Annotated in this window: 14 protein-coding genes; 10 read left to right on the top strand and 4 right to left on the bottom strand. The window is 62.5% G+C overall.

The features are described from left to right. Positions 1 to 305: 305 nt before the first annotated feature. Positions 306 to 1,082, bottom strand: coding sequence for a DeoR/GlpR family DNA-binding transcription regulator (locus tag GIW04_RS06640; protein ID WP_003191879.1), 777 nt, complete (start codon positions 1,080 to 1,082; stop codon positions 306 to 308). Positions 1,083 to 1,202: 120 nt separating this feature from the next. On the opposite strand from GIW04_RS06640, the gene GIW04_RS06635 reads away from it, so the two are divergent. Beyond that, positions 1,203 to 2,363 (top strand): alpha-hydroxy acid oxidase, encoded by a 1,161-nt coding sequence (locus GIW04_RS06635; RefSeq protein WP_003191878.1) that lies wholly within the window; start codon positions 1,203 to 1,205, stop codon positions 2,361 to 2,363. A gap of 192 nt (positions 2,364 to 2,555) precedes the next feature. Here GIW04_RS06635 and GIW04_RS06630 read toward each other — a convergent pair whose 3' ends face one another. Next, positions 2,556 to 3,482, bottom strand: coding sequence for an alpha/beta hydrolase (locus tag GIW04_RS06630; RefSeq protein ID WP_032903886.1), 927 nt, complete (start codon positions 3,480 to 3,482; stop codon positions 2,556 to 2,558). 153 nt (positions 3,483 to 3,635) lie between these two features. On the opposite strand from GIW04_RS06630, the gene GIW04_RS06625 reads away from it, so the two are divergent. The 8 genes from GIW04_RS06625 (at position 3,636) to uvrA (ending at position 15,756) form a co-directional block, all read left to right on the top strand. Then, a complete protein-coding gene (locus GIW04_RS06625; protein ID WP_060767276.1) occupies positions 3,636 to 4,499 on the top strand; it encodes an SDR family NAD(P)-dependent oxidoreductase in 864 nt (287 codons plus the stop codon). Between the two features lie 28 nt (positions 4,500 to 4,527). Then, positions 4,528 to 5,115: an NUDIX domain-containing protein gene (locus GIW04_RS06620; protein WP_120248184.1), complete on the top strand. Its 588-nt coding sequence runs from the start codon at positions 4,528 to 4,530 to the stop codon at positions 5,113 to 5,115. Between the two features lie 448 nt (positions 5,116 to 5,563). Next, positions 5,564 to 6,181 carry a transcriptional repressor LexA gene (gene lexA / locus GIW04_RS06615; protein ID WP_120248183.1) on the top strand — a complete coding sequence of 206 codons (618 nt, stop codon included), beginning with the start codon at positions 5,564 to 5,566 and terminating at the stop codon, positions 6,179 to 6,181. Further along, entirely contained in the window at positions 6,181 to 6,795 is a 615-nt protein-coding gene (gene imuA / locus GIW04_RS06610) for a translesion DNA synthesis-associated protein ImuA (protein WP_003191873.1), read from the top strand. Before lexA ends, imuA begins: the two co-directional genes overlap by 1 nt. A gap of 7 nt (positions 6,796 to 6,802) precedes the next feature. Further along, the gene (locus GIW04_RS06605; protein ID WP_120248182.1) at positions 6,803 to 8,218 is read left to right on the top strand and encodes a Y-family DNA polymerase; all 1,416 of its coding nucleotides are present in this window, start codon (positions 6,803 to 6,805) and stop codon (positions 8,216 to 8,218) included. A gap of 136 nt (positions 8,219 to 8,354) precedes the next feature. Further along, positions 8,355 to 11,426: an error-prone DNA polymerase gene (locus GIW04_RS06600; RefSeq protein ID WP_120248181.1), complete on the top strand. Its 3,072-nt coding sequence runs from the start codon at positions 8,355 to 8,357 to the stop codon at positions 11,424 to 11,426. Between the two features lie 101 nt (positions 11,427 to 11,527). Then, on the top strand, positions 11,528 to 13,240 hold the full coding sequence (locus tag GIW04_RS06595) for an ATP-binding protein (RefSeq protein ID WP_120248180.1): 1,713 nt from the start codon (positions 11,528 to 11,530) through the stop codon (positions 13,238 to 13,240). After that, positions 13,237 to 15,756 (top strand): excinuclease ABC subunit UvrA, encoded by a 2,520-nt coding sequence (gene uvrA / locus GIW04_RS06590; protein WP_003191865.1) that lies wholly within the window; start codon positions 13,237 to 13,239, stop codon positions 15,754 to 15,756. The genes GIW04_RS06595 and uvrA overlap by 4 nt, the downstream gene beginning before the upstream one ends. 103 nt (positions 15,757 to 15,859) lie before the next feature. Here uvrA and tkt read toward each other — a convergent pair whose 3' ends face one another. Then, complete coding sequence (gene tkt, locus GIW04_RS06585; RefSeq protein ID WP_120248179.1) at positions 15,860 to 17,902, bottom strand: transketolase; 2,043 nt, start codon at positions 17,900 to 17,902, stop codon at positions 15,860 to 15,862. Between the two features lie 175 nt (positions 17,903 to 18,077). Here tkt and GIW04_RS06580 point away from each other — a divergent pair, with 175 nt between their 5' ends. Continuing rightward, the gene (locus GIW04_RS06580) at positions 18,078 to 18,302 is read left to right on the top strand and encodes a DUF465 domain-containing protein (RefSeq protein WP_003191862.1); all 225 of its coding nucleotides are present in this window, start codon (positions 18,078 to 18,080) and stop codon (positions 18,300 to 18,302) included. Between the two features lie 741 nt (positions 18,303 to 19,043). On the opposite strand, the gene hglS is transcribed toward GIW04_RS06580, so the two are convergent. Next, positions 19,044 to 20,420: a 2-oxoadipate dioxygenase/decarboxylase HglS gene (gene hglS, locus GIW04_RS06575; RefSeq protein WP_120248177.1), complete on the bottom strand. Its 1,377-nt coding sequence runs from the start codon at positions 20,418 to 20,420 to the stop codon at positions 19,044 to 19,046. Between the last annotated feature and the right edge of the window lie 5 nt (positions 20,421 to 20,425).

Here is a 20,425-nt window from a genome sequence, read left to right as displayed (position 1 = left end):
ACACAGTTGGATTGGGTACATATCCATTGCTGCGGTAACGGCTACTTAGGGTTCCGCCCTGACGGCGGCTCACTTTGCAAAAGCGGCAAAGTAAGCAAAACGCTCTTGCCCCACCACTCGGCACCTCGCTCAGGCTCGGTGTGCCCGTAATCCGCCAGTGATTTGGGGGGGCCCAAATCCCTGTCGAATTCCGGCCAGCGTGGTTTGACGGGGCGCCTAAGATCAAGAGCGGCTCGCTTCGCATCGTGGTTAGCGTCTCCAGATGGCCGGCTGGCCCTTTTTGTAGGGAGCGAGCAAGCTCGCTCCTACACCCTCTGCACCTGCAGCCCTAGCTGTTCATACGCCTGCACATCCGGCGCGTCCCACTCGGTAATCAGCGTATGAATACGGCTGCACGGCGCAACCACAAAGGGTTCCACTGCGCCGAGTTTGTCTGAGGTGGTCACGGCGATGACGTGGGACGCGCTGTCGAGCAAGGCTTGCTTGACGGCCACTTCACCAAAATGCAGCGAGGTGATGCCTACTTGTGGGTGTAATGCGCACACTCCGGTGAACAACAGGTCGGCCTTGACGCTCTGGATCAGGCGCACCGCTTCATGGCCGCCGGTGGAGAGGGTGGCTGGGTTGAGTTGGCCGCCGGCCAGGATGATCTTCACATGCGGATGGTCGGCCAGGGCGATGGCGATCATCGGGGATGGCGTGATCACGGTCAGGTGCAGTGCATGGGGCAAGCACTGAGCGATCTGCAAGGTGGTAGAGCCGGAATCGAACAGCACGATCTGGCCGTCTTCAGCCCGGCCTGCCGCTACGCGTGCGAGGTGGCGCTTGACCTCGTTGGTCTCGCCGACACGGGTAAAGAAATCCTTGCCGGTATCCTTGGGCCGGGGCAGGGCGCCGCCGTGTACGCGTTGCAGCAGGCCGGCGGCGGCGAGTTCGCCGAGGTCGCGGCGGATGGTGTCCTGAGACACGGCGAAATGCTCGACCAACTCGGAGGCGGTGACCTTGCCGTCGCGTTCCAGCAACAACAAAATCTTCTGCTTGCGCAGGGAAGGCAGGTCGATGGCTTGATGAGTGTTGTGCATGTTTGTGCGCTTTATTGCGGGTTTGTGCGAGATTAATCCCCGCTTCATCTAAACGCAACGGCTGGTTGCCCACGCTCCTGCCGGTTACTCTCTGTGTTCAGTTCAGGGAGAGGTGACCCGATGCCGTTGATCACAACCATCGAAGACTTACGCAAGCTGGCGCAAAAGCGTGTGCCCCGCATGTTCTACGACTACGCCGATTCCGGCTCCTGGACTGAGAGCACCTACCGCGCCAACGAAACGGATTTTGCACGTATCAAGTTCCGCCAACGGGTGGCGCGCAATATCGACGAGCGTTCGATCCGCGCCAGTATGATCGGCCAAAACATGGCCATGCCCGTGGCGCTGGCGCCGACTGGTCTGGCGGGCATGCAGCATGCCGATGGTGAAATCCTCACTGCCCGTGCCGCTGCCGCGTTCGGGCTGCGCTACACCTTGTCGACCATGAGTATCTGTTCGCTGGAAGACATCGCCGAGCATGTCGGCCAGCCGTTCTGGTTCCAGCTGTATGTGATGCGCGACCGCAGTTTTATCGAGCAGTTGATCGAGCGCGCCAAGGCTGCCGGGGTGGATGCATTGGTGCTGACCCTGGATTTGCAGATTCTGGGGCAGCGTCACAAGGACTTGATCAATGGTTTGTCCGCGCCGCCCAAGCTGACCCTGCCGAACATTCTCAACATGATGACCAAGCCGCGCTGGGTGATGGGCATGCTGGGTACCCAGCGGCGTGGTTTCGGCAATATCGTCGGGCATGTGAAGGGCGTGGCCGACATGAGTTCGCTGTCGTCGTGGACTGCCCAGCAATTTGACCCGCGCCTGAGTTGGGACGATGTGGCGTGGATCAAAAAGTGTTGGGGCGGCAAGCTGATCATCAAGGGCATTCTTGATGTGGAGGATGCACGCTTGGCGGCCGATTGCGGTGCCGATGCGTTGGTGGTGAGCAACCACGGTGGCCGCCAGCTTGATGGCGCGCCGTCGAGCATCAGCCAATTGCCGGCGATTGTCGAGGCCGTGGGCAACCGCATTGAAGTGTGGCTCGACGGGGGTATTCGTTCCGGCCAGGACGTGCTCAAGGCCATGGCGCTGGGCGCCAAGGGCACCATGATTGGCCGCCCGCACTTGTATGGGTTGGGGGCGATGGGCGAGGCGGGGGTGACCAAGGCGCTTGATATCATCGCCCGCGAACTGGATGTGTCGATGGCGCTCTGTGGCTATAAGGATATACGCGAAGTAAATCGCGAAATCCTGTTGCCCGGTACCTTTCCTGGAAGCACGGCTTGAGCAAAAAAAACGTAAAAATATAAAAAGAGTTGTCCACGAAAACCGTGGGTATCTCTGTGGATAACTTTGCGAAGGCCCGGCAGCGTTGGCGATTTCCGCGAAGATCATTATTTGATCAACTTGCATTTCGGGCCAACATGGCCAGGGTTTGCGCTTGACAGCCAAGCGCGAACCCAGTGCCGAAAAGCGTATTTATGAGGCGTTATCGCGGCCTGTGGAGTGTGTCACCACCTGGGCAGGCATCTTCGTGCGCATCAGGTTTTCCAGCGCCTGCCCATAGCTGCGTCCGGCGAGGTTCATGCTGTTGTTATGGCTGGCACCGGGCACCAGCAACAGGTGTTTGGGTTGCTGGGCGGCTTCGAATAACTGCTGGCTGAAGCGCGGTGGTACGTAGCGGTCGTCGAGGCCGTGGACCACCAGCAGCGGCATGTGGATGTCGGCAATCTTGTCGATGGAATCGAACTTCTGCGACAGCAACCAGCGCACCGGCAATGAGGTGTTGGCAACGGCCGTGGCGACATCCGCCAGGGAGGTGAACGTGGACTCGATCACCAGCCCGCGCACCGGCAATGGCACCTGCTTGCCCAACTCGGCAGCGAGGTCGATGGCGACCGCGCCACCCAGGGAGTGCCCGTAGATCAGGCGCTTGCCGGGGTCTGGTTGCAGGGTCTGGAAACGCTCCCAGGCAATGCGAGCGTCCTCGTACACCGTGGCTTCCGAGGGCAAGTCGCCCTGGCTTTGGCCAAAGCCGCGATAGTCGATGGCCAGGACCGAAAAGCCCAGGGCATGCAATTGCTCGATGCGAAACAATTGGCCCGTGAGGTTCCAGCGTACCCCGTGCAGGTAGAGGATGGCGGGCGCGTCTTTGTTGGCTGCCGGGTACCACCAGCCATGAATGTTCTGCCCTGCTTTGAAACTGGCGGGCTTGAGTTCGAATTCCTGCACCGCCTTGGGCAGGCCGGTGTACCAGCCGGCGGTTCCCGGCTCGATGCGAAACACAAGTTCGCGCTCCTTGTGTTGCAACACGGCGCAACCGACCGGCAGGCCGACAATCAACACGGCCATGCACAGCCAGACAAACCAGCGCAGGCCCCGGCGGGGCATAGAAGCAGAAGACATGAAGGTTCCAGAACAAAGATGAAGCACGGGTTTTACCAGATGGCCTGGGCGGGCAGGCATTAATGCGACGGCCGTGACCGATGAAAGTGTTACAGCATTGAACAATCCTCGTGCGGGTTGTTAGGGTGAGGGGCTGAACAGGAGGAAAAACACATGGATTTCACTGGTAAAACCGCAATCGTCACCGGAGGTGCGCGTGGCTTGGGACTCAGTTATGCACGAGCACTGGCGCAGGCTGGGGCCCGTGTTGTCATCAGTGATATTGGCGCCGACAACGTGGGCGCCGGCACCGATGCGTCGGTGGTGCAACAGGCCGCCGAGGCGTTGCGCGCCGAAGGGTTGATGGTAGCGGGCCATGGCGGTGACTTGTCCACGGACGAGGGGTGTCGGCAATTGATCAGCTATACCCTCGAAACCTTCGGCCAACTCGATATTTTGATTCACAACGCCGGCTGGGTGGGCTACCAGCCCATCGCAGAACTCGATGCTGCGTTCCTGCAGCGCGCCATGGACATCAACCTCTACGCACCGCTGTGGTTGTGCAAACATGCCTGGCCACATCTGCTGCGCTCTTGTGCGCCGCGCATCATCCTCACCACCTCCGACCGCGCCATGTATGCGCAATACGAACAGACTGGGCTGGTGGCCTACAGCGCTGGCAAGATGGCGCAAGTGGGGATCATGAATGCCTTGAGTCACGAAGGCGCTGAGGCCGGGGTGCTCGTCAATGCGATCTCGCCGGTGGCCAAGACGCGCATGTGGGGCGTGACCCAAGAGCCGGACGAACTCAAGCCGGATTGGGTGACGCCGGGCGTGTTGTTCCTGGCTTCCCGGCAGTGCACCGATACCGGCTATATCCTGCGCGCCAGCAATGGCCAATTCACCGCCACGCGTTTCAGTGAAAATCCTGGCGTGGATTACCCACGCAATCTTGCCCGGATCAAAGCAGGCAGTGCTGAAGAAGTGGCCGCCGCGTGGTCGCATATCAAACAGCCGCCCACCCAGGCCACCACCTGAATCTGTTTCCACCTACCAAGGCTCGACCATGAACGATAGCCCCGTGCGCATCACCGCCGAAGAAACCCTCTCGGACAACTGGTACCTGCTGAAGAAATACAGCTTCGACCTGCGCCGTCGCGATGGCAGTTGGCAAGCCCAGACCCGCGAGGTGTATGACCGGGGCAATGGTGCGACCATCCTGTTGTACAACCGTGAGCAACGCACAGTCTTGCTGATTCGCCAGTTCCGCATGCCCACGTTCGTCAACGATTACCCCGGCTACCTGATTGAAGCGGCAGCCGGTTTGCTCGACAACGCCAGCGCCGAAGAGCGCATCCGCCTGGAGGCCGAGGAAGAGACCGGCTATCGCGTGGGGCATGTGGAGAAAATCTACGCGGCGTTCATGAGCCCAGGATCGGTAACCGAGCGTATTCACTTTTTTATCGGCGAATATCAGCCAGGTGACCGAGTGGGGGCGGGTGGTGGCCTGGAAGAAGAGGGCGAGGATATCGAGGTGTTGGAGCTGGGCTTCGAGCAGGCGCTGGCGATGGTGCAGAGTGGGGAGATTGTGGATGGCAAGACGATTATGTTGTTGCAGCATCTGGAGGTGCGGATGTTGAAAGAGGGGTGGTGAGGCGCCTACACAACTTTGTGGGCTGTAGCAGCAGACGGTAACCACGATGCGAAGCGAGCCGCTCTTGATCTTGATCTGCTTGTGATCTTGATCTTAGGCGCCCCGTTAAACCACGCTGGCGGATTACGGGCACACCGAGCCTAAGCGAGGTGCCGAGTGGTGGGGCAAGAGCCCTTTTGGTTACTTTTGGGGCTCTTTTCCAAAAGTGACCCGCTGTCAGAGCGGAACCCTAAGTGGCCGTTACCGCAGGAATGGATATGTACACAATCCAGCTGTGTTGACTGTCAGTCCGCCATCGCAGGCAAGCCAGCTCCCACAGTTGGATCGTTGGGTGTCAGGTAGATAGGCGTCGGCTGTCAGGGCGTCATCGCAGGCAAGCCAGCTCCCACAGGTGTAACACCCAGCGCCGACTGACGGTTATTGTCAGAAATTTCCCACAGGAGTACAAATGTACTCCATGACAAACCTGACTCCCCGCCGCACCGCCATCCTGACCTTCATTCGCGAGCGCATCGCGCAACAAGGCCAGCCTCCCAGCCTCGCCGAGATCGCCGAGGCGTTCGGCTTCGCCTCGCGCAGCGTCGCCCGCAAGCATGTGGTGGCGCTGACCGAAGCTGGCTTTATCGAGGTCAACCCCAACCAGGCCCGTGGCATTCGCTTGCTAAATCAACCGGCGCGTCCCGAGAGGCTGGATGTGCCGGTGCTCGGCCGCGTGGCGGCCGGTCGGCCGATTGGCGCCGATGCCGAGGTGCACAGCCGCTTGCAACTGGACCCCGCCACCTTCGCCAAAACCCCCGACTACCTGCTGCGAGTGCAGGGCGATTCGATGATTGAAGATGGCATTCTCGATGGCGACCTGGTGGGCGTACGCCGCACTGCCGAAGCCTTGAACGGGCAGATTGTGGTGGCGCGCCTGGACGGCGACGTCACCATCAAGCGTTTCGAGCGCCACGGCGACAGGGTTCGCCTGTTGCCGCGCAACCCGGCGTATCAACCCATCGTGGTCGGGCCCGAGCAGGACCTGGCCATCGAAGGCGTGTTCTGCGGCCTGGTGAGGCAAGGCTGATGGGCGCCGTGGTTGCCCTGGACTCGCTGTTCAATGGCGGGCGAGTCTGGAAGGGCCGGCCCGCCGCGCCACCGGCCAGCGTACATCCCACGGGGCTGGCGGCGCTGGATGCGGTGCTGCCCAGTGGCGGCTGGCCGGAATCGGCCTTGAGTGAAATCCTGATGGCCCAGGACGGAGTGGGTGAGTTGCAACTGGTGCTGCCCACACTGGCGCGCCTGTCGGCCCTGGGCGAGCGCATTGTGCTGGTGGCGCCGCCCTATACCCCCTATCCCCATGCGTGGCAGAACGCCGGGGTGGATGTGCGCCAGTTGTCCATTATCCGGGCCGAGGAGCGCGACGCGCTGTGGGCGGTGGAGCAATGCCTGCGGTCGGGCAGTTGCGGGGCGGTGTTGTGCTGGCCGCGCAAGGCCGATGATCGCGCCTTGCGGCGTTTGCAGGTGGCGGCCGAAACCGGGCAGACCCTGGCGTTTGCCTGGCGCTCCCTGAGCGAGGCGATCAATGCCTCGCCCGCCGCCCTGCGCCTGGCGGTCGAGGCCAGGCCCGCGCAAGTGCGGGTGCTCAAGTGCCGTGGCGGGCTGGCCCATCCGGCGCCGATTGCCCTGGCGGGGCATTGAGGTTGCCATGCGTTGGGTGTGTATTGTCTTCCCGCAATTGGCGCTGGACGGGGCACAGCGTGTGCACGCCGAACCCGAGCAGCCGCTGGCGCTGCTGGCCGGCACGCCGCAGCGGCGCGTGTTGCAAGCCGTCAACGCCGCCGCCCGCGCCTTGGGCCTGCGCCCCGGGCAATCGTTGACGGCAGCCCATGCCCTGGCCAAGCAGTTTGCCTGTGTCGAATACGACCCGTTGGAGATCGAGCGCCTGCAGCAGTTTCTGGCCGCCTGGGCCTACCGGTTCAGCTCCCAGGTCAGCCTGTATTACCCTCGGGCCTTGTTGTTCGAGATCGAATCGAGCCTGGGCCTGTTCGGGCCCTGGCCGCAACTCGAGGCGCGTTTGCGCAAAGAACTGACCGAGCTTGGCTTTCGTCATCGCATCGTCGCTGCGCCCAACCCGGCGGCGGCGCGGGTATTGGCAAACGGCTACGACGGCCTGGCCGTGGCCGATGACAGCGCCTTGATGCAGGCCCTGGCATCTCTGCCTATCGACCGCGCGGGCCTTGAACCCCTGGCCGCCACCGCCTTGTCGCGCATGGGCCTGCGCAGCCTGGCCCAGGTGCAGGCCTTGCCCCGGCATACCCTGGCGCGACGCTTTGACGCCAGCTTGCTCAAGCACCTCGACGCCCTGAGCGGGCAGCGGCCATTGGCCTTGGATTTCTATCAACCGCCCGACCAGTTCGATGCACGCATCGAGTTGAATTTCGATGTGCAATCCCACCAGGCGCTGCTGTTCCCCTTGCGGCGCTTGACCGGCGACCTGTCGGCCTTTCTGTGCGGCCGCGACAGTGGCGTGCAGCGCTTTGACCTGCACCTGGAACATGCCCAGGCACACGACAGCGTGATCAAGGTGGGCCTGCTCAGCGCCGAGCGCGAGCCTTCGATGTTGTTCGAACTGGCCCGTGGGCGCCTGGAGCAGGTACAGGTCAGCGCGCCGGTGCGGGGGGTGCGCCTGGTGGCCGAGGACTTGCCGGTGTTCGTGCCGCAACGCCAGGACCTGTTCGACGACCGCCCGCAACAAACCCTGCCGTGGGAACAGTTGCGCGAACGCCTGCGTGCACGTCTGGGGGATGAGGCGGTGCAGGGCCTGCGTTTTCAGGCCGACCACCGCCCCGAATGCGCCTGGCAGGCCGCGACCGACCACCAGGCATGCCCGAGCTTGAACAAGGTCCGGCGCCCCGGTTGGTTATTACCGCAACCGACCTTGCTGGCCGAACACGGCGTACAGATCCTGATGGGCCCGGAGCGCATCGAATCCGGCTGGTGGGACGGCGCCGATGTGCGTCGCGACTATTACCTGATCCAGACCCGCGCCGGCCAGCAGGGCTGGGCTTATCGCACGGTAGGGCAAGGCGATGGGCTGTGGTTGCAAGGGTGGTTTGCATGAGCCCCCTTGAGCCGCCACCTACTGTAGGAGCGAGCTTGCTCGCGAAGGTCGTCAACGATAACGCGGGAAACCAGGATGAACGCGGTGCCCTCGGGTTTTTCGCGAGCAAGCTCGCTCCTACAGGGGAGGAGGGAGCATGAATTATGCCGAGCTGCACTGCCTGTCCAATTTCAGTTTCCAGCGTGGCGCCTCCAGTGCGCTGGAGCTTTTCGAGCGCGCCAAGCGCCAAGGCTACAGCGCCCTGGCGATTACCGATGAATGCACGCTGTCGGGCATCGTGCGCGCTTGGCAAGCCGCCAAAGCCGTAGACTTGCCGTTGATTATCGGCAGCGAAATGCACATCGAAAACGGCCCGAAACTGGTGCTGCTGGTAGAGAGCCTGAGCGGTTACCAGCACCTGTGCCGGCTGATCACCCTGGCCCGGCGGCGGGCTGAAAAGGGCCGCTATCGCCTGCTACAGGAAGATTTCGAGCAACCGTTGCCCGGTCTTTTGGCGTTGTGGGTAGCGCAAGACAGCGACACCCAGGCCAGCCTCGACTGGCTGCGCCGCACCTTCGACCAGCGCCTGTGGCTGGCGGTGCATCTGCATTGCGGCCAGGACGATGCGCGCCATCTGCAACAGCGCTTGCAACTGGCCCACAGTCTGCAAATCCCTGCCGTGGCCTGCGGCGATGTGCATATGCATGCGCGGGGCCGCCGGGCCCTGCAAGACACCATGACCGCCATCCGCCACCACGTGCCGGTGGCCGAAGCCGGCACGCGCCTGCACCCCAATGGCGAACGCCACCTGCGTAGCCTCGATGCGCTGGCGGCGCTGTATCCCCAGGCCTTACTGGATGAAACCCTCGCCATCGCGCGGCGCTGCACCTTCGACCTCGGCCAGTTGCGCTATCACTATCCACGCGAGCTGGTACCCGCGGGGCATGACGCCCAATCCTGGCTGCGCACCCTCACCGAAGAAGGCATCGCCCAGCGCTGGCCCGAAGGCATCGACGACAAGACCTTGCAGCAAATCCATCGTGAACTGCAGCTGATCAGCGAGCTGGGTTACGAAAGCTATTTTCTTACGGTGCATGACATCGTGCGTTTCGCCCGCAGCCGTTCGATTTTGTGCCAAGGCCGTGGTTCGGCGGCTAACTCGGCGGTGTGTTTTGCCTTGAGCATCACCGAAATCAACCCGAGCCTGACCAACCTGCTGTTCGAGCGCTTCCTGTCCAAGGAGCGCAACGAGCCGCCGGACATCGACGTGGATTTTGAGCACGAACGCCGCGAAGAGGTGCTGCAATACGTGTTCCAGCGCTATGGCCGCACCCGTGCAGCCTTGACGGCGGTGGTCAGCAGTTACCACGCCACGGGCGCGGTACGTGATGTGGCCAAGGCCCTCGGGCTGCCGCCGGACCAGATCAACGCCTTGGCCGATTGCTGCGGGCGCTGGAGCGATGAGGCGCCGCCGTTGGAGCGCCTGCGTGAAAGCGGCTTCGACCCGGACAGCCCACTGCTGCGGCGTGTCTTGACGTTGACCCAGCAACTGATCGGTTTTCCGCGGCACCTGTCCCAGCACCCTGGCGGCTTTGTGATCAGCGAATACCCGCTGGACACCCTGGTGCCGGTGGAAAATGCGGCCATGGCCGAGCGCACCATTATCCAGTGGGACAAGGACGACCTCGACGCCGTCGGCTTGCTCAAGGTGGACATCCTCGCCCTGGGCATGCTCAGCGCGATCCGCCGCTGTTTCGATTTGCTGCGCCGGCATCGCCACCGGGACTTGAGCCTGGCCACGATTCCCAAAGAAGACCCGGCCACCTACGCCATGATCAGCAAGGCCGACACCATCGGTGTATTCCAGATCGAGTCGCGGGCACAGATGTCGATGTTGCCCCGGCTCAAGCCGCAGACGTTTTATGACCTGGTGATCGAGGTCGCCATCGTACGGCCTGGGCCGATTCAGGGCGGCATGGTGCATCCGTACTTGCGTCGACGGAATAATGAAGAGCCCACGACCTATCCGTCGCCGCAATTGAAAGCCGTGCTGGAACGCACCCTGGGCATCCCGCTGTTCCAGGAACAGGTGATGCAAATCGCCATGGTCGCCGCCGACTACAGCCCCGGCGAGGCCGACCAGTTGCGCCGCTCCATGGCCGCCTGGAAACGCCACGGCGGCCTGGAGCCCCATCAGCAACGCCTGCGCACCGGCATGCTCAAAAACGGCTACACCGAAGCCTTTGCCGCGCAGATTTTCGAGCAGATCAAGGGCTTTGGCAGCTATGGTTTCCCTGAGTCCCACGCCGCCAGTTTCGCCTTGCTGACCTATGCCAGTTGCTGGCTCAAATGCCATGAGCCGGCGGCATTCGCCTGCGCCTTGATCAACAGCTGGCCCATGGGCTTCTACAGCCCGGACCAGATCCTGCAGGACGCGCGGCGCCATCGCTTGCAGATCCGCCCCGTGGATGTGCAGGCCAGTGACTGGGACTGCAGCCTGGAGCCCATTGACGGCCAGCAACCGGCGATTCGCCTGGGCCTGCGCATGATCTCGGGGTTTCGCGAGGAGGATGGGCGGCGTATCGAAGCGGTGCGTCAGCATCGACAGTTCAGCGACATCGCTGACCTGGACGCCCGCGCCGGCCTGGATGCACGTACCCAGGCGCTGCTCGCGGACGCCGGGGCCTTGCGCGCCCTGGCCGGCAACCGCCATCAGGCGCGCTGGGACGTGGCCGGTGTGCATCAGCAACTGGGCTTGTTTGCCGGCCTGCCGAGCCCCGATGAAACGCGGGTGGCATTGCCCGAGCCCACGGTAGGCGAAGATTTGCACGCCGATTACGCCACCCTCGGTACCACCCTGGGGCCCCATCCCCTGGCGTTGTTGCGCGCCGAGTTACGCCGGCGCCGCTGCCGCAGTTCCCAGGAGTTGCTGGCGGTGGAACATGGGCGCAATGTGAGCATCGCCGGGCTGGTCACTGGCCGCCAGCGCCCAGGCACGGCGAGCGGCGTGACCTTTGTCACCCTGGAAGATGAGTTCGGCAACCTCAATGTGGTGGTCTGGCGCGACCTGGCCGAGCGTCAGCGCCAGGCGCTGGTGGGCTCGCGTTTGCTCAAGGTGGACGGCCGTTGGGAGGCGGTGGGTGAGGTGCGGCATTTGATCGCGGGGCGCCTCACCGATTTGACGCCGCTGCTGGATGGAATGGTGGTGCGCAGCCGGGATTTTCATTGAGTTCCAGGGGTTTATGCATTCCTCTGTGTTCAGGATGAAACCATCCACCGCTGGCGCGCTCCAAAACTTGCGACTGTCTTGTCCCTGCACAGAGCCCAATCATGCAATTTTTATCCAACCCCCATGGCTGTGAAGGCTGGGCCGGCGAAATGGCCCAGCGGATTCGCACGTTTGACTGGTCAAGTACCGACCTTGGCCCCTTGGATCAGTGGTCCACGAGCCTGGCTTGCACCGTGCAAATGATGCTCGCCTCACCCGTGCCGATGGTGATGCTGTGGGGGCGGGCAGGGTACATGATCTACAACGACAGCTATTCGGCATTTGCCGGCGGGCGCCATCCCTACCTCTTGGGCACTCCGGTCGAACTGGGCTGGCCGGAGGTGGCCGAGTTCAATCGGCATGTGGTGGATACGTGCCTGGCGGGCGGCACCTTGTCGTTCAATAACAAGGAACTGGTGCTATCGCGTCACGGCCAACCGGAAAGCGTATGGCTGGACCTCTATTACAGCCCCGTGGCCGGGGACAACCAACAGCCGGCCGGGGTGCTGGCGATTGTGGTGGAAACCACCGAACTGGTGAAGTCCGAGCGGGTGCGCCAGGAGCTCACCCATAATCTGGAGCAACGCGTAGCCGCTGAAGTGCAGGCGCGGTCGGCCGCAGAAGACCAGTTGCGCCAGTCACAGAAGCTGGAAGCGATTGGCGGCCTGACCGGGGGCGTGGCCCATGACTTCAATAACTTGCTGCAAGTGATCGCCGGCAACCTGCATTTGCTCGCCAGGCATGAACCGGACAACCCCCAGGTGCAACGTCGCGTCACCGCGGCCATCGCCGCCGTGGAACGTGGGGCCAAGCTGTCGTCGCAACTGCTGGCCTTTGCGCGTCGCCAGCCCTTGTCTCCGGCGGTGTACAACCCGCAGCGCATCTACGCTGGCCTGGGCGAGTTGTTGCAACGGGCGTTGGGGGAAACCATTCATATCGACGTGCAACTGCCCCAGGACTCCTGGTGCATCAATGTCGACCGCAACCAGCTGGAAAACGCGCTGCTCAACCTGGCGATCAACGCCCGCGATGCCATGCAGGGCGAGGGTGTGATTCGTATCACCGGAGAAAACGTCATCCTCAACCCGGACGATTGCATCGGTAAAAGCATCAAGCCCGGCGAGTACGTGCGCCTGGCAGTGGCCGACACCGGCGTGGGCATGTCCGAGGCGACCCTCAAGCGCGCATTCGAACCCTTTTTTACCACCAAGCGCGAAGGCCACGGCACCGGCCTGGGCCTGAGCATGGTGTTCGGTTTTGTGCGCCAGAGCGGCGGGCATGTGGACATGTGGAGCGAGGAGGGCAAGGGCTCGGTGGTGCAGATGTATTTCCCCCACTGCCTGGAGCCTGAATGCTTCGACGACTACAGTGATGCGGACCTGCAAGGCGGAGGCCAGGAAACCATCCTGGTGGTCGAGGACAATGAAGGCGTACGCCTGACGGTGGTCGAGTTGCTGCAGCAGTCGGGCTATACCGTACTGACCGCTGAGGATGGCGACCGCGCGATGCAAGTGTTGCAGCGCGGCGTGTCGCCGGACCTGATCTTCACCGACGTGGTGATGCCCGGTCGGGTCAAGAGCACCGACCTGGCCACTTGGGCTCGTGCGCAGAACCCGCCAGTGCCGGTGCTGTTTACCTCCGGCCACACCCGCGACATTCTGTCTTCCAATCATCTGCTCAGCGCCGATATCCACCTGCTGAGCAAACCCTACAGCCCCGATGCCCTGACCCAACGCGTGCGCAGGGTGCTAAGCGCAAGACAAGGTTGCCCATGACATCACCGCGCAACATCCCACCGCTCACCGCCCCGCAAACGGGCTTTGTCAGGGTGCGTGGCGCCCGTGAACATAACTTGCGTAATGTCGATGTGGATATTCCCCGGGACGCCCTGGTGGTGTTTACCGGCGTGTCTGGCTCCGGCAAATCGTCCCTGGCGTTTTCCACAGTGTATGCCGAGGCCCAGCGCCGCTATTTCGAATCGGTGGCGCCCTATGCGCGGCGCCTGATCGATCAGGTTGGCGTGCCGGATGTAGACAGCATCGAAGGCTTGCCGCCTGCCGTGGCCCTGCAACAGCAACGCGGTACACCCAGTGCGCGCTCGTCGGTGGGCAGTGTCACCACCTTATCGAGCTTGATCCGCATGCTCTATTCCCGCGCCGGCCGTTATCCGAAAGGGCAGGCTATGTTGTACGCCGAGGACTTCTCGCCGAACCTGCCCCAGGGCGCGTGCCCGCAATGCCACGGCCTGGGCCGCGTGTATGAAGTGACCGAAGCGCTGATGGTGCCCGATCCGTCCTTGACCATCCGCCAGCGCGCAGTGGCGTCCTGGCCGTTGGCGTGGCAGGGCCAGAACCTGCGCGACATCCTCGTGACCCTGGGCTATGACGTGGACATCCCGTGGCGCGAACTGCCGAAAAAGCAGCGCGACTGGATTCTGTTCACCGAAGAAACCCCCACCGTACCGGTGTACGCCGGCTTCACCCCACAGCAAACCCGCGAGGCGTTGAAACGCAAGTTGGAGCCCAGTTACCAAGGCACCTTCAGCGGCGCCCGGCGCTATATCCTGCACACCTTCGCCCACACCCAAAGCGCACTGATGAAGAAGCGCGTGTCGCAGTTCATGCAAGGCAATGCCTGCCCGTTGTGCGAGGGCAAGCGCCTGAACCAGGCGGCGCTGTCAGTGAAGTTTGCGGGGGTGGATATCGGCGAGTTGTCGCAACTGTCTCTGGCGCAATTGGCCGACTTGCTGCGGCCGGTGGCGGCGGGGCAGGACAGGATGAAGCTGTCGGTGGAAAAACGCCTGGCGGCCCAACGCATCGCCCAGGACCTGCTCGAACGGGTCAACACCTTGATCGAACTGGGCCTGGGCTATCTGTCCCTGGAGCGCAGCACGCCGACCTTGTCGTCGGGGGAGTTGCAGCGTCTGCGCCTGGCCACCCAATTGGGCTCGCAGTTATTCGGGGTTATTTATGTGCTCGATGAGCCGTCGGCGGGTCTGCACCCGGCGGATGGCGAAGCGTTGTTCACTGCGCTTGATCGTTTGAAAGCCGCAGGCAATTCGCTGTTTGTGGTGGAGCATGACCTGGAAACCATGCGCCGCGCCGACTGGCTGATCGACGTGGGCCCGGCTGCCGGCGAGCATGGCGGGCAAGTGCTGTACAGCGGGCCGCCCGCAGGGTTGGCGGATATCGAAGCCTCGCAGACCCGCGAATACCTGTTTGCCCAACCTCGCCCGACCAATGCGCCAAGCCGCGAACCGGCCGGGTGGCTGAAGCTGGAGGGCGTGACGCGAAACAACCTGAACAATTTGAACGTGGATTTCCCGCTGGGCTGTTTCACCGCGGTGACGGGGGTTTCCGGCTCGGGCAAATCCAGCCTGGTCAGCCAGGCGCTGCTGGAGCTGGTGGGCACGGGTCTGGGGCGTGTGCTGGAAAGCGACGAGGAGCCGAGCCTGGAAGATGCCGCACCGCAAGCCAGTGGCGGGCGTATCAGCGCCGGGCTGGAACACATCCAGCGCCTGGTGCAGGTGGACCAGAAGCCCATCGGCCGCACGCCGCGCTCCAACCTGGCGACCTACACCGGGCTGTTCGACAACGTGCGCAAACTGTTCGCCGCCACGCCAGCGGCCAAAAAGCGCAATTACGATGCCGGGCAGTTCTCCTTCAATGTCGCCAAGGGCCGTTGCCCGAACTGTGAGGGTGAAGGTTTTGTCAGCGTCGAGTTGCTGTTCATGCCCAGCGTGTACGCGCCATGCCCGACCTGCCACGGCGCGCGCTATAACCCCGACACCCTGGCGATCAAATGGCAGGGCTTGAATATCGCCCAGGTGCTGGGACTGACGGTGGAGCAGGCGGTGCAGGTGTTCGCCGAGCAACCGGGCATCCTGCGCTCGTTAGTCGTGCTGCGCGATATCGGCCTGGGTTATCTGCGCCTGGGGCAGCCGGCTACCGAGCTGTCCGGCGGCGAAGCCCAACGCATCAAGCTTGCTACCGAGCTGCAACGTAACGCCCGGGGCGCCACCTTGTATGTCTTGGACGAGCCGACCACCGGCTTACACCCCAAGGACGTCGATCGTTTGCTCAGCCAGTTGAATCATTTGGTGGAGGCAGGCCATACGGTGGTTGTGGTGGAGCACGAAATGCGCGTGGTGGCCCAGAGTGATTGGGTGATTGATATCGGCCCGGGGGCAGGGGACTTGGGGGGGAAGGTGGTGGCGTGCGGTACGCCGCAAAAGGTTGCCAAGAGCAAACACAGCCGCACTGCACCTTATCTAGCCCAATCACTGATCTAATAACCAACTGTAGGAGCGAGCTTGCTCGCGAAAAACGTCAACGATAACGCGTTCGTCCTGAATAAACGCGGCGCCTGCGAGTTCTTCGCGAGCAAGCTCGCTCCTACAAGATCTGTTGCTTGGCCAGCTTCACCACATTCTCCAGGGTAAACCCGAACTTCTCCTGCAACTTGGCCAGCGGTGCCGAGGCGCCGAAGCTGTTCATCACCACTTTGGCGCCGGTCTGCCCGACGTAGCGGTCCCAACCTAAGGGCCCTGCCTGTTCCACCACTACGCGGGCTTTCACCGCCGGTGGCAGGACGCTGTCGCGGTAGGCTTGATCCTGGTCTTCAAACAACTCCCAACTGGGCATCGACACCACGCGAGCGCCAATGCCTTGGTCTTTGAGCTGCTCATACGCGGCCACCGCCAGGCTGACTTCGCTGCCGGTGGCGATCAGGATGACCTCAGGTTGATCCGCACCGGCCAACACATAGGCACCTTTGGCCGCACCGGAGGCGGGGGCATAGTGGTTGCGGTCGAGGGTCGGCAGTGCCTGGCGCGATAACACCATACAGCTGGGCCGATGGGTTTGTGCCAGCGCCACCTTCCACAGTTCCAGGGTTTCATTGGCATCGCCTGGGCGCAGGGTCAACAGCCCCGGGGTGGCGCGCAATTGGGTCAGGTGTTCGATAGGTTGGTGTGTCGGCCCATCTTCGCCGACGCCGATGGAGTCATGGGTAAACACGAAGATCACCGGCAACTCCATGATCGCCGCCAGGCGGATCGGCGGTTTCATGTAGTCGCTGAACACCAGGAAGGTCGAGGTGTACGGGCGCAGGTAGGACAGCGCCATGCCGTTGGCAATGGCGCCCATGGCGTGTTCGCGGATACCGAAGTGCAGGTTGCGCCCGCTGTAGTCATCCGCGCTGAAACGCCCGGCACCGTCGAAGGTGAGGTTGGTCTTGGTCGAGGGCGACAAATCCGCCGAACCGCCCAGCAACCATGGAATCTGTTGGGCGAAGGCATTCAATACCTCGCCGCCCGAAGCACGGCTGGCGACGCCTTTGGCATTGGCGGCAAAGTCTTGCAGGTGCGCTTGCCATTGTTCGGGCATTTCCCCGGCGCGCATGCGTTGCAGTTCATCGGCCCGTTGCGGGTCGAGGGCCGCCAGGGTCTGGTTCCACTCGGCGTACAGCGGCTCGGCGCGTTCGTAAAGGGCATCGCGCAACACTGTGCGAGCCTCTTCGGGCACGAGAAAACTTGAATCCTGTGGCCAGCCATAGGCGGCCTTGGTCAGGCGAATTTCGTCCTCGCCCAGTGGCTCGCCATGGGCCGCAGCGGTGTTGTGTTTGTGCGGTGAGCCGTAGCCGATCACGCTGTCCACCACGATCAAGGTGGGGGCGCCGGTGTTGGCCTTGAACGTTTCCAATGCCACGCTCAAAGCCTGCAAGTCATTGGCATCGGTGACATGCACGGTGTGCCAGCCATAGGCCCGGAAGCGTTGGATCACGTCTTCACTGAACGCCAGCTCAGTGTGGCCCTCGATGCTGATGGTGTTGTTGTCGTAGATCCAGCACAGGTTATCGAGCTTCAAATGCCCGGCCAGGGACGCGGCTTCGCTGCTGATGCCTTCCATCATGTCGCCGTCACCGCACAGGGTGTAGACGTCGTAGTCAAACAGTACCTGGCCGTCGCGGTTGAAACGCTGGCCCAGCCAACGCTCGGCCATGGCCATGCCCACGCTGTTGGCGCAGCCCTGGCCCAACGGGCCGGTGGTGGTTTCCACGCCGGTGGTCATGCGGTACTCGGGATGGCCTGGGGTCTTGGAGCCGATCTGCCGGAACTGCTTGATATCGTCCAGGCTGACGGCCGGCTGGCCTGAGCGCTGGCCATGGGCATCGATCTCCACCACACCGGCCAGGTGCAACAGCGAATACAGCAGCATCGAGGCATGCCCCACCGACAATACAAAACGGTCACGGTTGGGCCAGTCGGGATGCTCGGGGTGATAACGCAGGAAGCGACTCCACAACGTATAACCCACCGGGGCCAGGCCCATGGGCGTGCCCGGATGACCCGAATTGGCCTTCTGCACGGCATCCATGGCCAGGGTTCGTAGGGTGTTGATGCATTGGGTGTCGGCAGCGGTGGCAACGTGATTCATAAAACCGTTCTCCCTGGGGTGGCGATCTACAGTTGAGGGCAGGGTGGGGCAAAGGTTTGATCCCATCGCATGCGCCGCGACGAACGGGATGCGAATGATCTCAAACATGACAAGACCGGTTGGAATGGGCTAGCTTCAAGGGCGTAGACCATCGATCAATTTGTGGAGGTACGCCATGCCAGTGAAACACGACCTGTATCAGGACTTGGGGTTGAGCAAGGAAGTTGTTCACGAACGCAGGGCGCAGGACAAACGGTTGGATTCGTTGCTCACCCAATATGATGCTGCCGACGGGGAGGTGCTGGCGGCGGAAAAAGCCAGTGCCAGCGATGAGGAGGTGGAAAAGCTGAAGAAGAAACGGCTATTGGTCAAAGACGAAATTGTGGGGCGGCTGGGTTAAGCGATCCCTCGCCACATATTTGGAATGTGCATATTTGTTCAGAATTGTCTGGAGGACAAATGCCCTTTCACTCCTTATGATGCGCCCCGTCCACTCGGCTCTGGGGCTTGTTGCGGCGCAAGGATTGCGTTGTTGAGCCGGGTGGGCATCCTCAGAATTCATGCAACACGGGGCTGAATCGGTCGGCTGCAAATGCTGCCTGTGGGAGCTGGCTTGCCTGCGATGGCGGCCTTCCAGGCGACGCCTATCCACCTGACACCCCCGCAATCCAAATGTGGGAGCTGGCTTGCCTGCGATGACGGCCTGGCAGCCGACACTTATCTACCTGACGCGCCGCAGTCCAAATGTGGGGCTTGCTCGCGAAGGCGGCCTGGCAGGCGACACAGTTGGATTGTGTACATATCCATTGCTGCGGTAACGGCCGCTTAGGGTTCCGCCCTGACGGCGTCTTACTTTTGAAAAGCGCAAAAGTAAGCAAAACGCTCTTGCCCCACCACTCGGCACCTCGCCTGGGCTCGGTGTGCCCGAACACAGTCTTGAATCCGTGGGCCGCCGCCACGCGCCATCCATGGCGCGGGGCGGCTAACCCGGCGTCCTGCCGGGTTACCCACGAATTCAAGCCTGCGTTCGGCCAGCGTGGTTTAACGGGGCGCTTGAGATCAAGATCAAAAGCAGAGCAAGATCAAGAGCGACTCGCTTCGCATCGTGGTTACCATCAAGGCCGTGGCGCCTGGCGTTCAGTCATTTCAACAGCGTTTCAACGCATATATCCATAGAGCGCTGCTGCGTCTGCTCATACAACTGCAACTCATCAATCGTCCTGCGCCCCAGCGCTTGCTCAAAAGCCGCGCGGTTGGAGTTGCCCGCGTAGTGACTCTGCGCTCCATCCCCCAGGTTTGACTGGAAGATCCCCGCCGCACTGACCGGCAGAAAATCCTCGTACACCAGCGGTTCCACCTCCACATGGCCGGCGTTGACCAGCCCCTCCAATGTGCGGGGCTGGTCGGCCTGGCCGCGTGCTGCCAGGCCTTTATCGGTCGCGAAGTAGCGGAAATACGCCAAGCCTTGCTCGCGCATGTGCGGGTAGTTATCGGGGAAGGCTTGAAAGTGCTGCGCCATCAATTGCACATAGCGCTCGGCGTTGGCTTCATTGGGGAAGGTGCCGAGTTCATCGCGGGCGGCGTTCAGCAGTTGGTCGTACAGGGCGCGGCCTTTGGGCGTGAGCGCGACGCCGCGTTGTTCGATTTCGCCGAAGCGCGCGCTGTGGCTGCCGTGGGCATCGGTGAAGGCGATGGGTTCGTCCAAGGCCTTGAAGCTGGTCTGGCGTAGCAGGATCGGGCACTGGCGCCGAGGTGGGCCTTCGATCACGGCTTTGGGGGTGATGCCTTTGCCGGGCATCGCCGCCTGCACCTGGTCGATGTCCAGGGTGCGTGGGGTGAGGTGGTTGATGTGCGGGCCCTTGAAGGCGACGACGTCGGCGATCAGGCGGTGCTGGTCGCTGAGTTGCTGATACTGGGCACCCGTGACCGTGGCAGTGTGGTGCCAGCGGAACGTCTCCAGGGCCTGGCGGATAAAGGCCTCGGCGTCGCTGGCATTCAGGCCGCCTTGGGTTTGTGCTTGTTCGATCAAGGCCAAGGCTTCGGCGGTGAAGATCGAGCGCTTGGCCAGGGCGTTTTCGGCGAAGGCGCGCAGGTCGGGGTTTTCGATCAGTTCCAGGCGCAGCAATGAGGTGAACACGCGAAACGGGCTGGTTTGCAGCGCGTGTTCATGCACGGCGCGAAAGGCGGTGGAGTGCACGGGCACGCCGGCGGGGGTGAGGTCGTAGTAGCCCACCGGTTGCATGCCCATCACCGCGAATAAGCGGCTGATGGTTGCCAGTTCCGCAGCGGTGCCCAGGCGGATGGCGCCGTGGCGCTCCATGTACAGGCGCTGGATTTCGCCGGTACGTTGCAGTTGATGCGCCAGGCCTGGTTCGCTGTCGAGCACGCGGGCATTGGTCTGGGCCACCAGCTCCAGCAGCGCGCCATACAAGGGCACTTCATCTCGATACATGTCGGACATGGCCTTGGAAAAGCCCTTGCGGATCTCGTCGGGGCTGACATGGGCGGTGGCGTGCATAGAAA

The sequence above is a fragment of the Pseudomonas sp. PA-4-8C genome, assembly GCF_021606625.1.
Lineage (GTDB): Bacteria > Pseudomonadota > Gammaproteobacteria > Pseudomonadales > Pseudomonadaceae > Aquipseudomonas > Aquipseudomonas lactis.
The sequence above is the reverse complement of the archived record's forward strand: the minus strand, read 5'-3'. Positions and strand labels throughout refer to the sequence as shown.

Excerpts from the sequence above, each read along its gene's own strand:
- GIW04_RS06595 (WP_120248180.1), top strand. The coding sequence starts at position 11,528 with ATGCAATTTTTATCCAACCCCCATGGCTGTGAAGGCTGGGCCGGCGAA.
- GIW04_RS06630 (WP_032903886.1), bottom strand. The coding sequence starts at position 3,482 with ATGTCTTCTGCTTCTATGCCCCGCCGGGGCCTGCGCTGGTTTGTCTGG.
- GIW04_RS06625 (WP_060767276.1), top strand. The coding sequence starts at position 3,636 with ATGGATTTCACTGGTAAAACCGCAATCGTCACCGGAGGTGCGCGTGGC.
- GIW04_RS06635 (WP_003191878.1), top strand. The coding sequence starts at position 1,203 with ATGCCGTTGATCACAACCATCGAAGACTTACGCAAGCTGGCGCAAAAG.
- GIW04_RS06600 (WP_120248181.1), top strand. The coding sequence starts at position 8,355 with ATGAATTATGCCGAGCTGCACTGCCTGTCCAATTTCAGTTTCCAGCGT.
- GIW04_RS06605 (WP_120248182.1), top strand. The coding sequence starts at position 6,803 with ATGCGTTGGGTGTGTATTGTCTTCCCGCAATTGGCGCTGGACGGGGCA.
- GIW04_RS06640 (WP_003191879.1), bottom strand. The coding sequence starts at position 1,082 with ATGCACAACACTCATCAAGCCATCGACCTGCCTTCCCTGCGCAAGCAG.
- GIW04_RS06580 (WP_003191862.1), top strand. The coding sequence starts at position 18,078 with ATGCCAGTGAAACACGACCTGTATCAGGACTTGGGGTTGAGCAAGGAA.
- uvrA (WP_003191865.1), top strand. The coding sequence starts at position 13,237 with ATGACATCACCGCGCAACATCCCACCGCTCACCGCCCCGCAAACGGGC.
- imuA (WP_003191873.1), top strand. The coding sequence starts at position 6,181 with ATGGGCGCCGTGGTTGCCCTGGACTCGCTGTTCAATGGCGGGCGAGTC.
- GIW04_RS06620 (WP_120248184.1), top strand. The coding sequence starts at position 4,528 with ATGAACGATAGCCCCGTGCGCATCACCGCCGAAGAAACCCTCTCGGAC.
- hglS (WP_120248177.1), bottom strand. The coding sequence starts at position 20,420 with ATGCACGCCACCGCCCATGTCAGCCCCGACGAGATCCGCAAGGGCTTT.
- lexA (WP_120248183.1), top strand. The coding sequence starts at position 5,564 with ATGTACTCCATGACAAACCTGACTCCCCGCCGCACCGCCATCCTGACC.
- tkt (WP_120248179.1), bottom strand. The coding sequence starts at position 17,902 with ATGAATCACGTTGCCACCGCTGCCGACACCCAATGCATCAACACCCTA.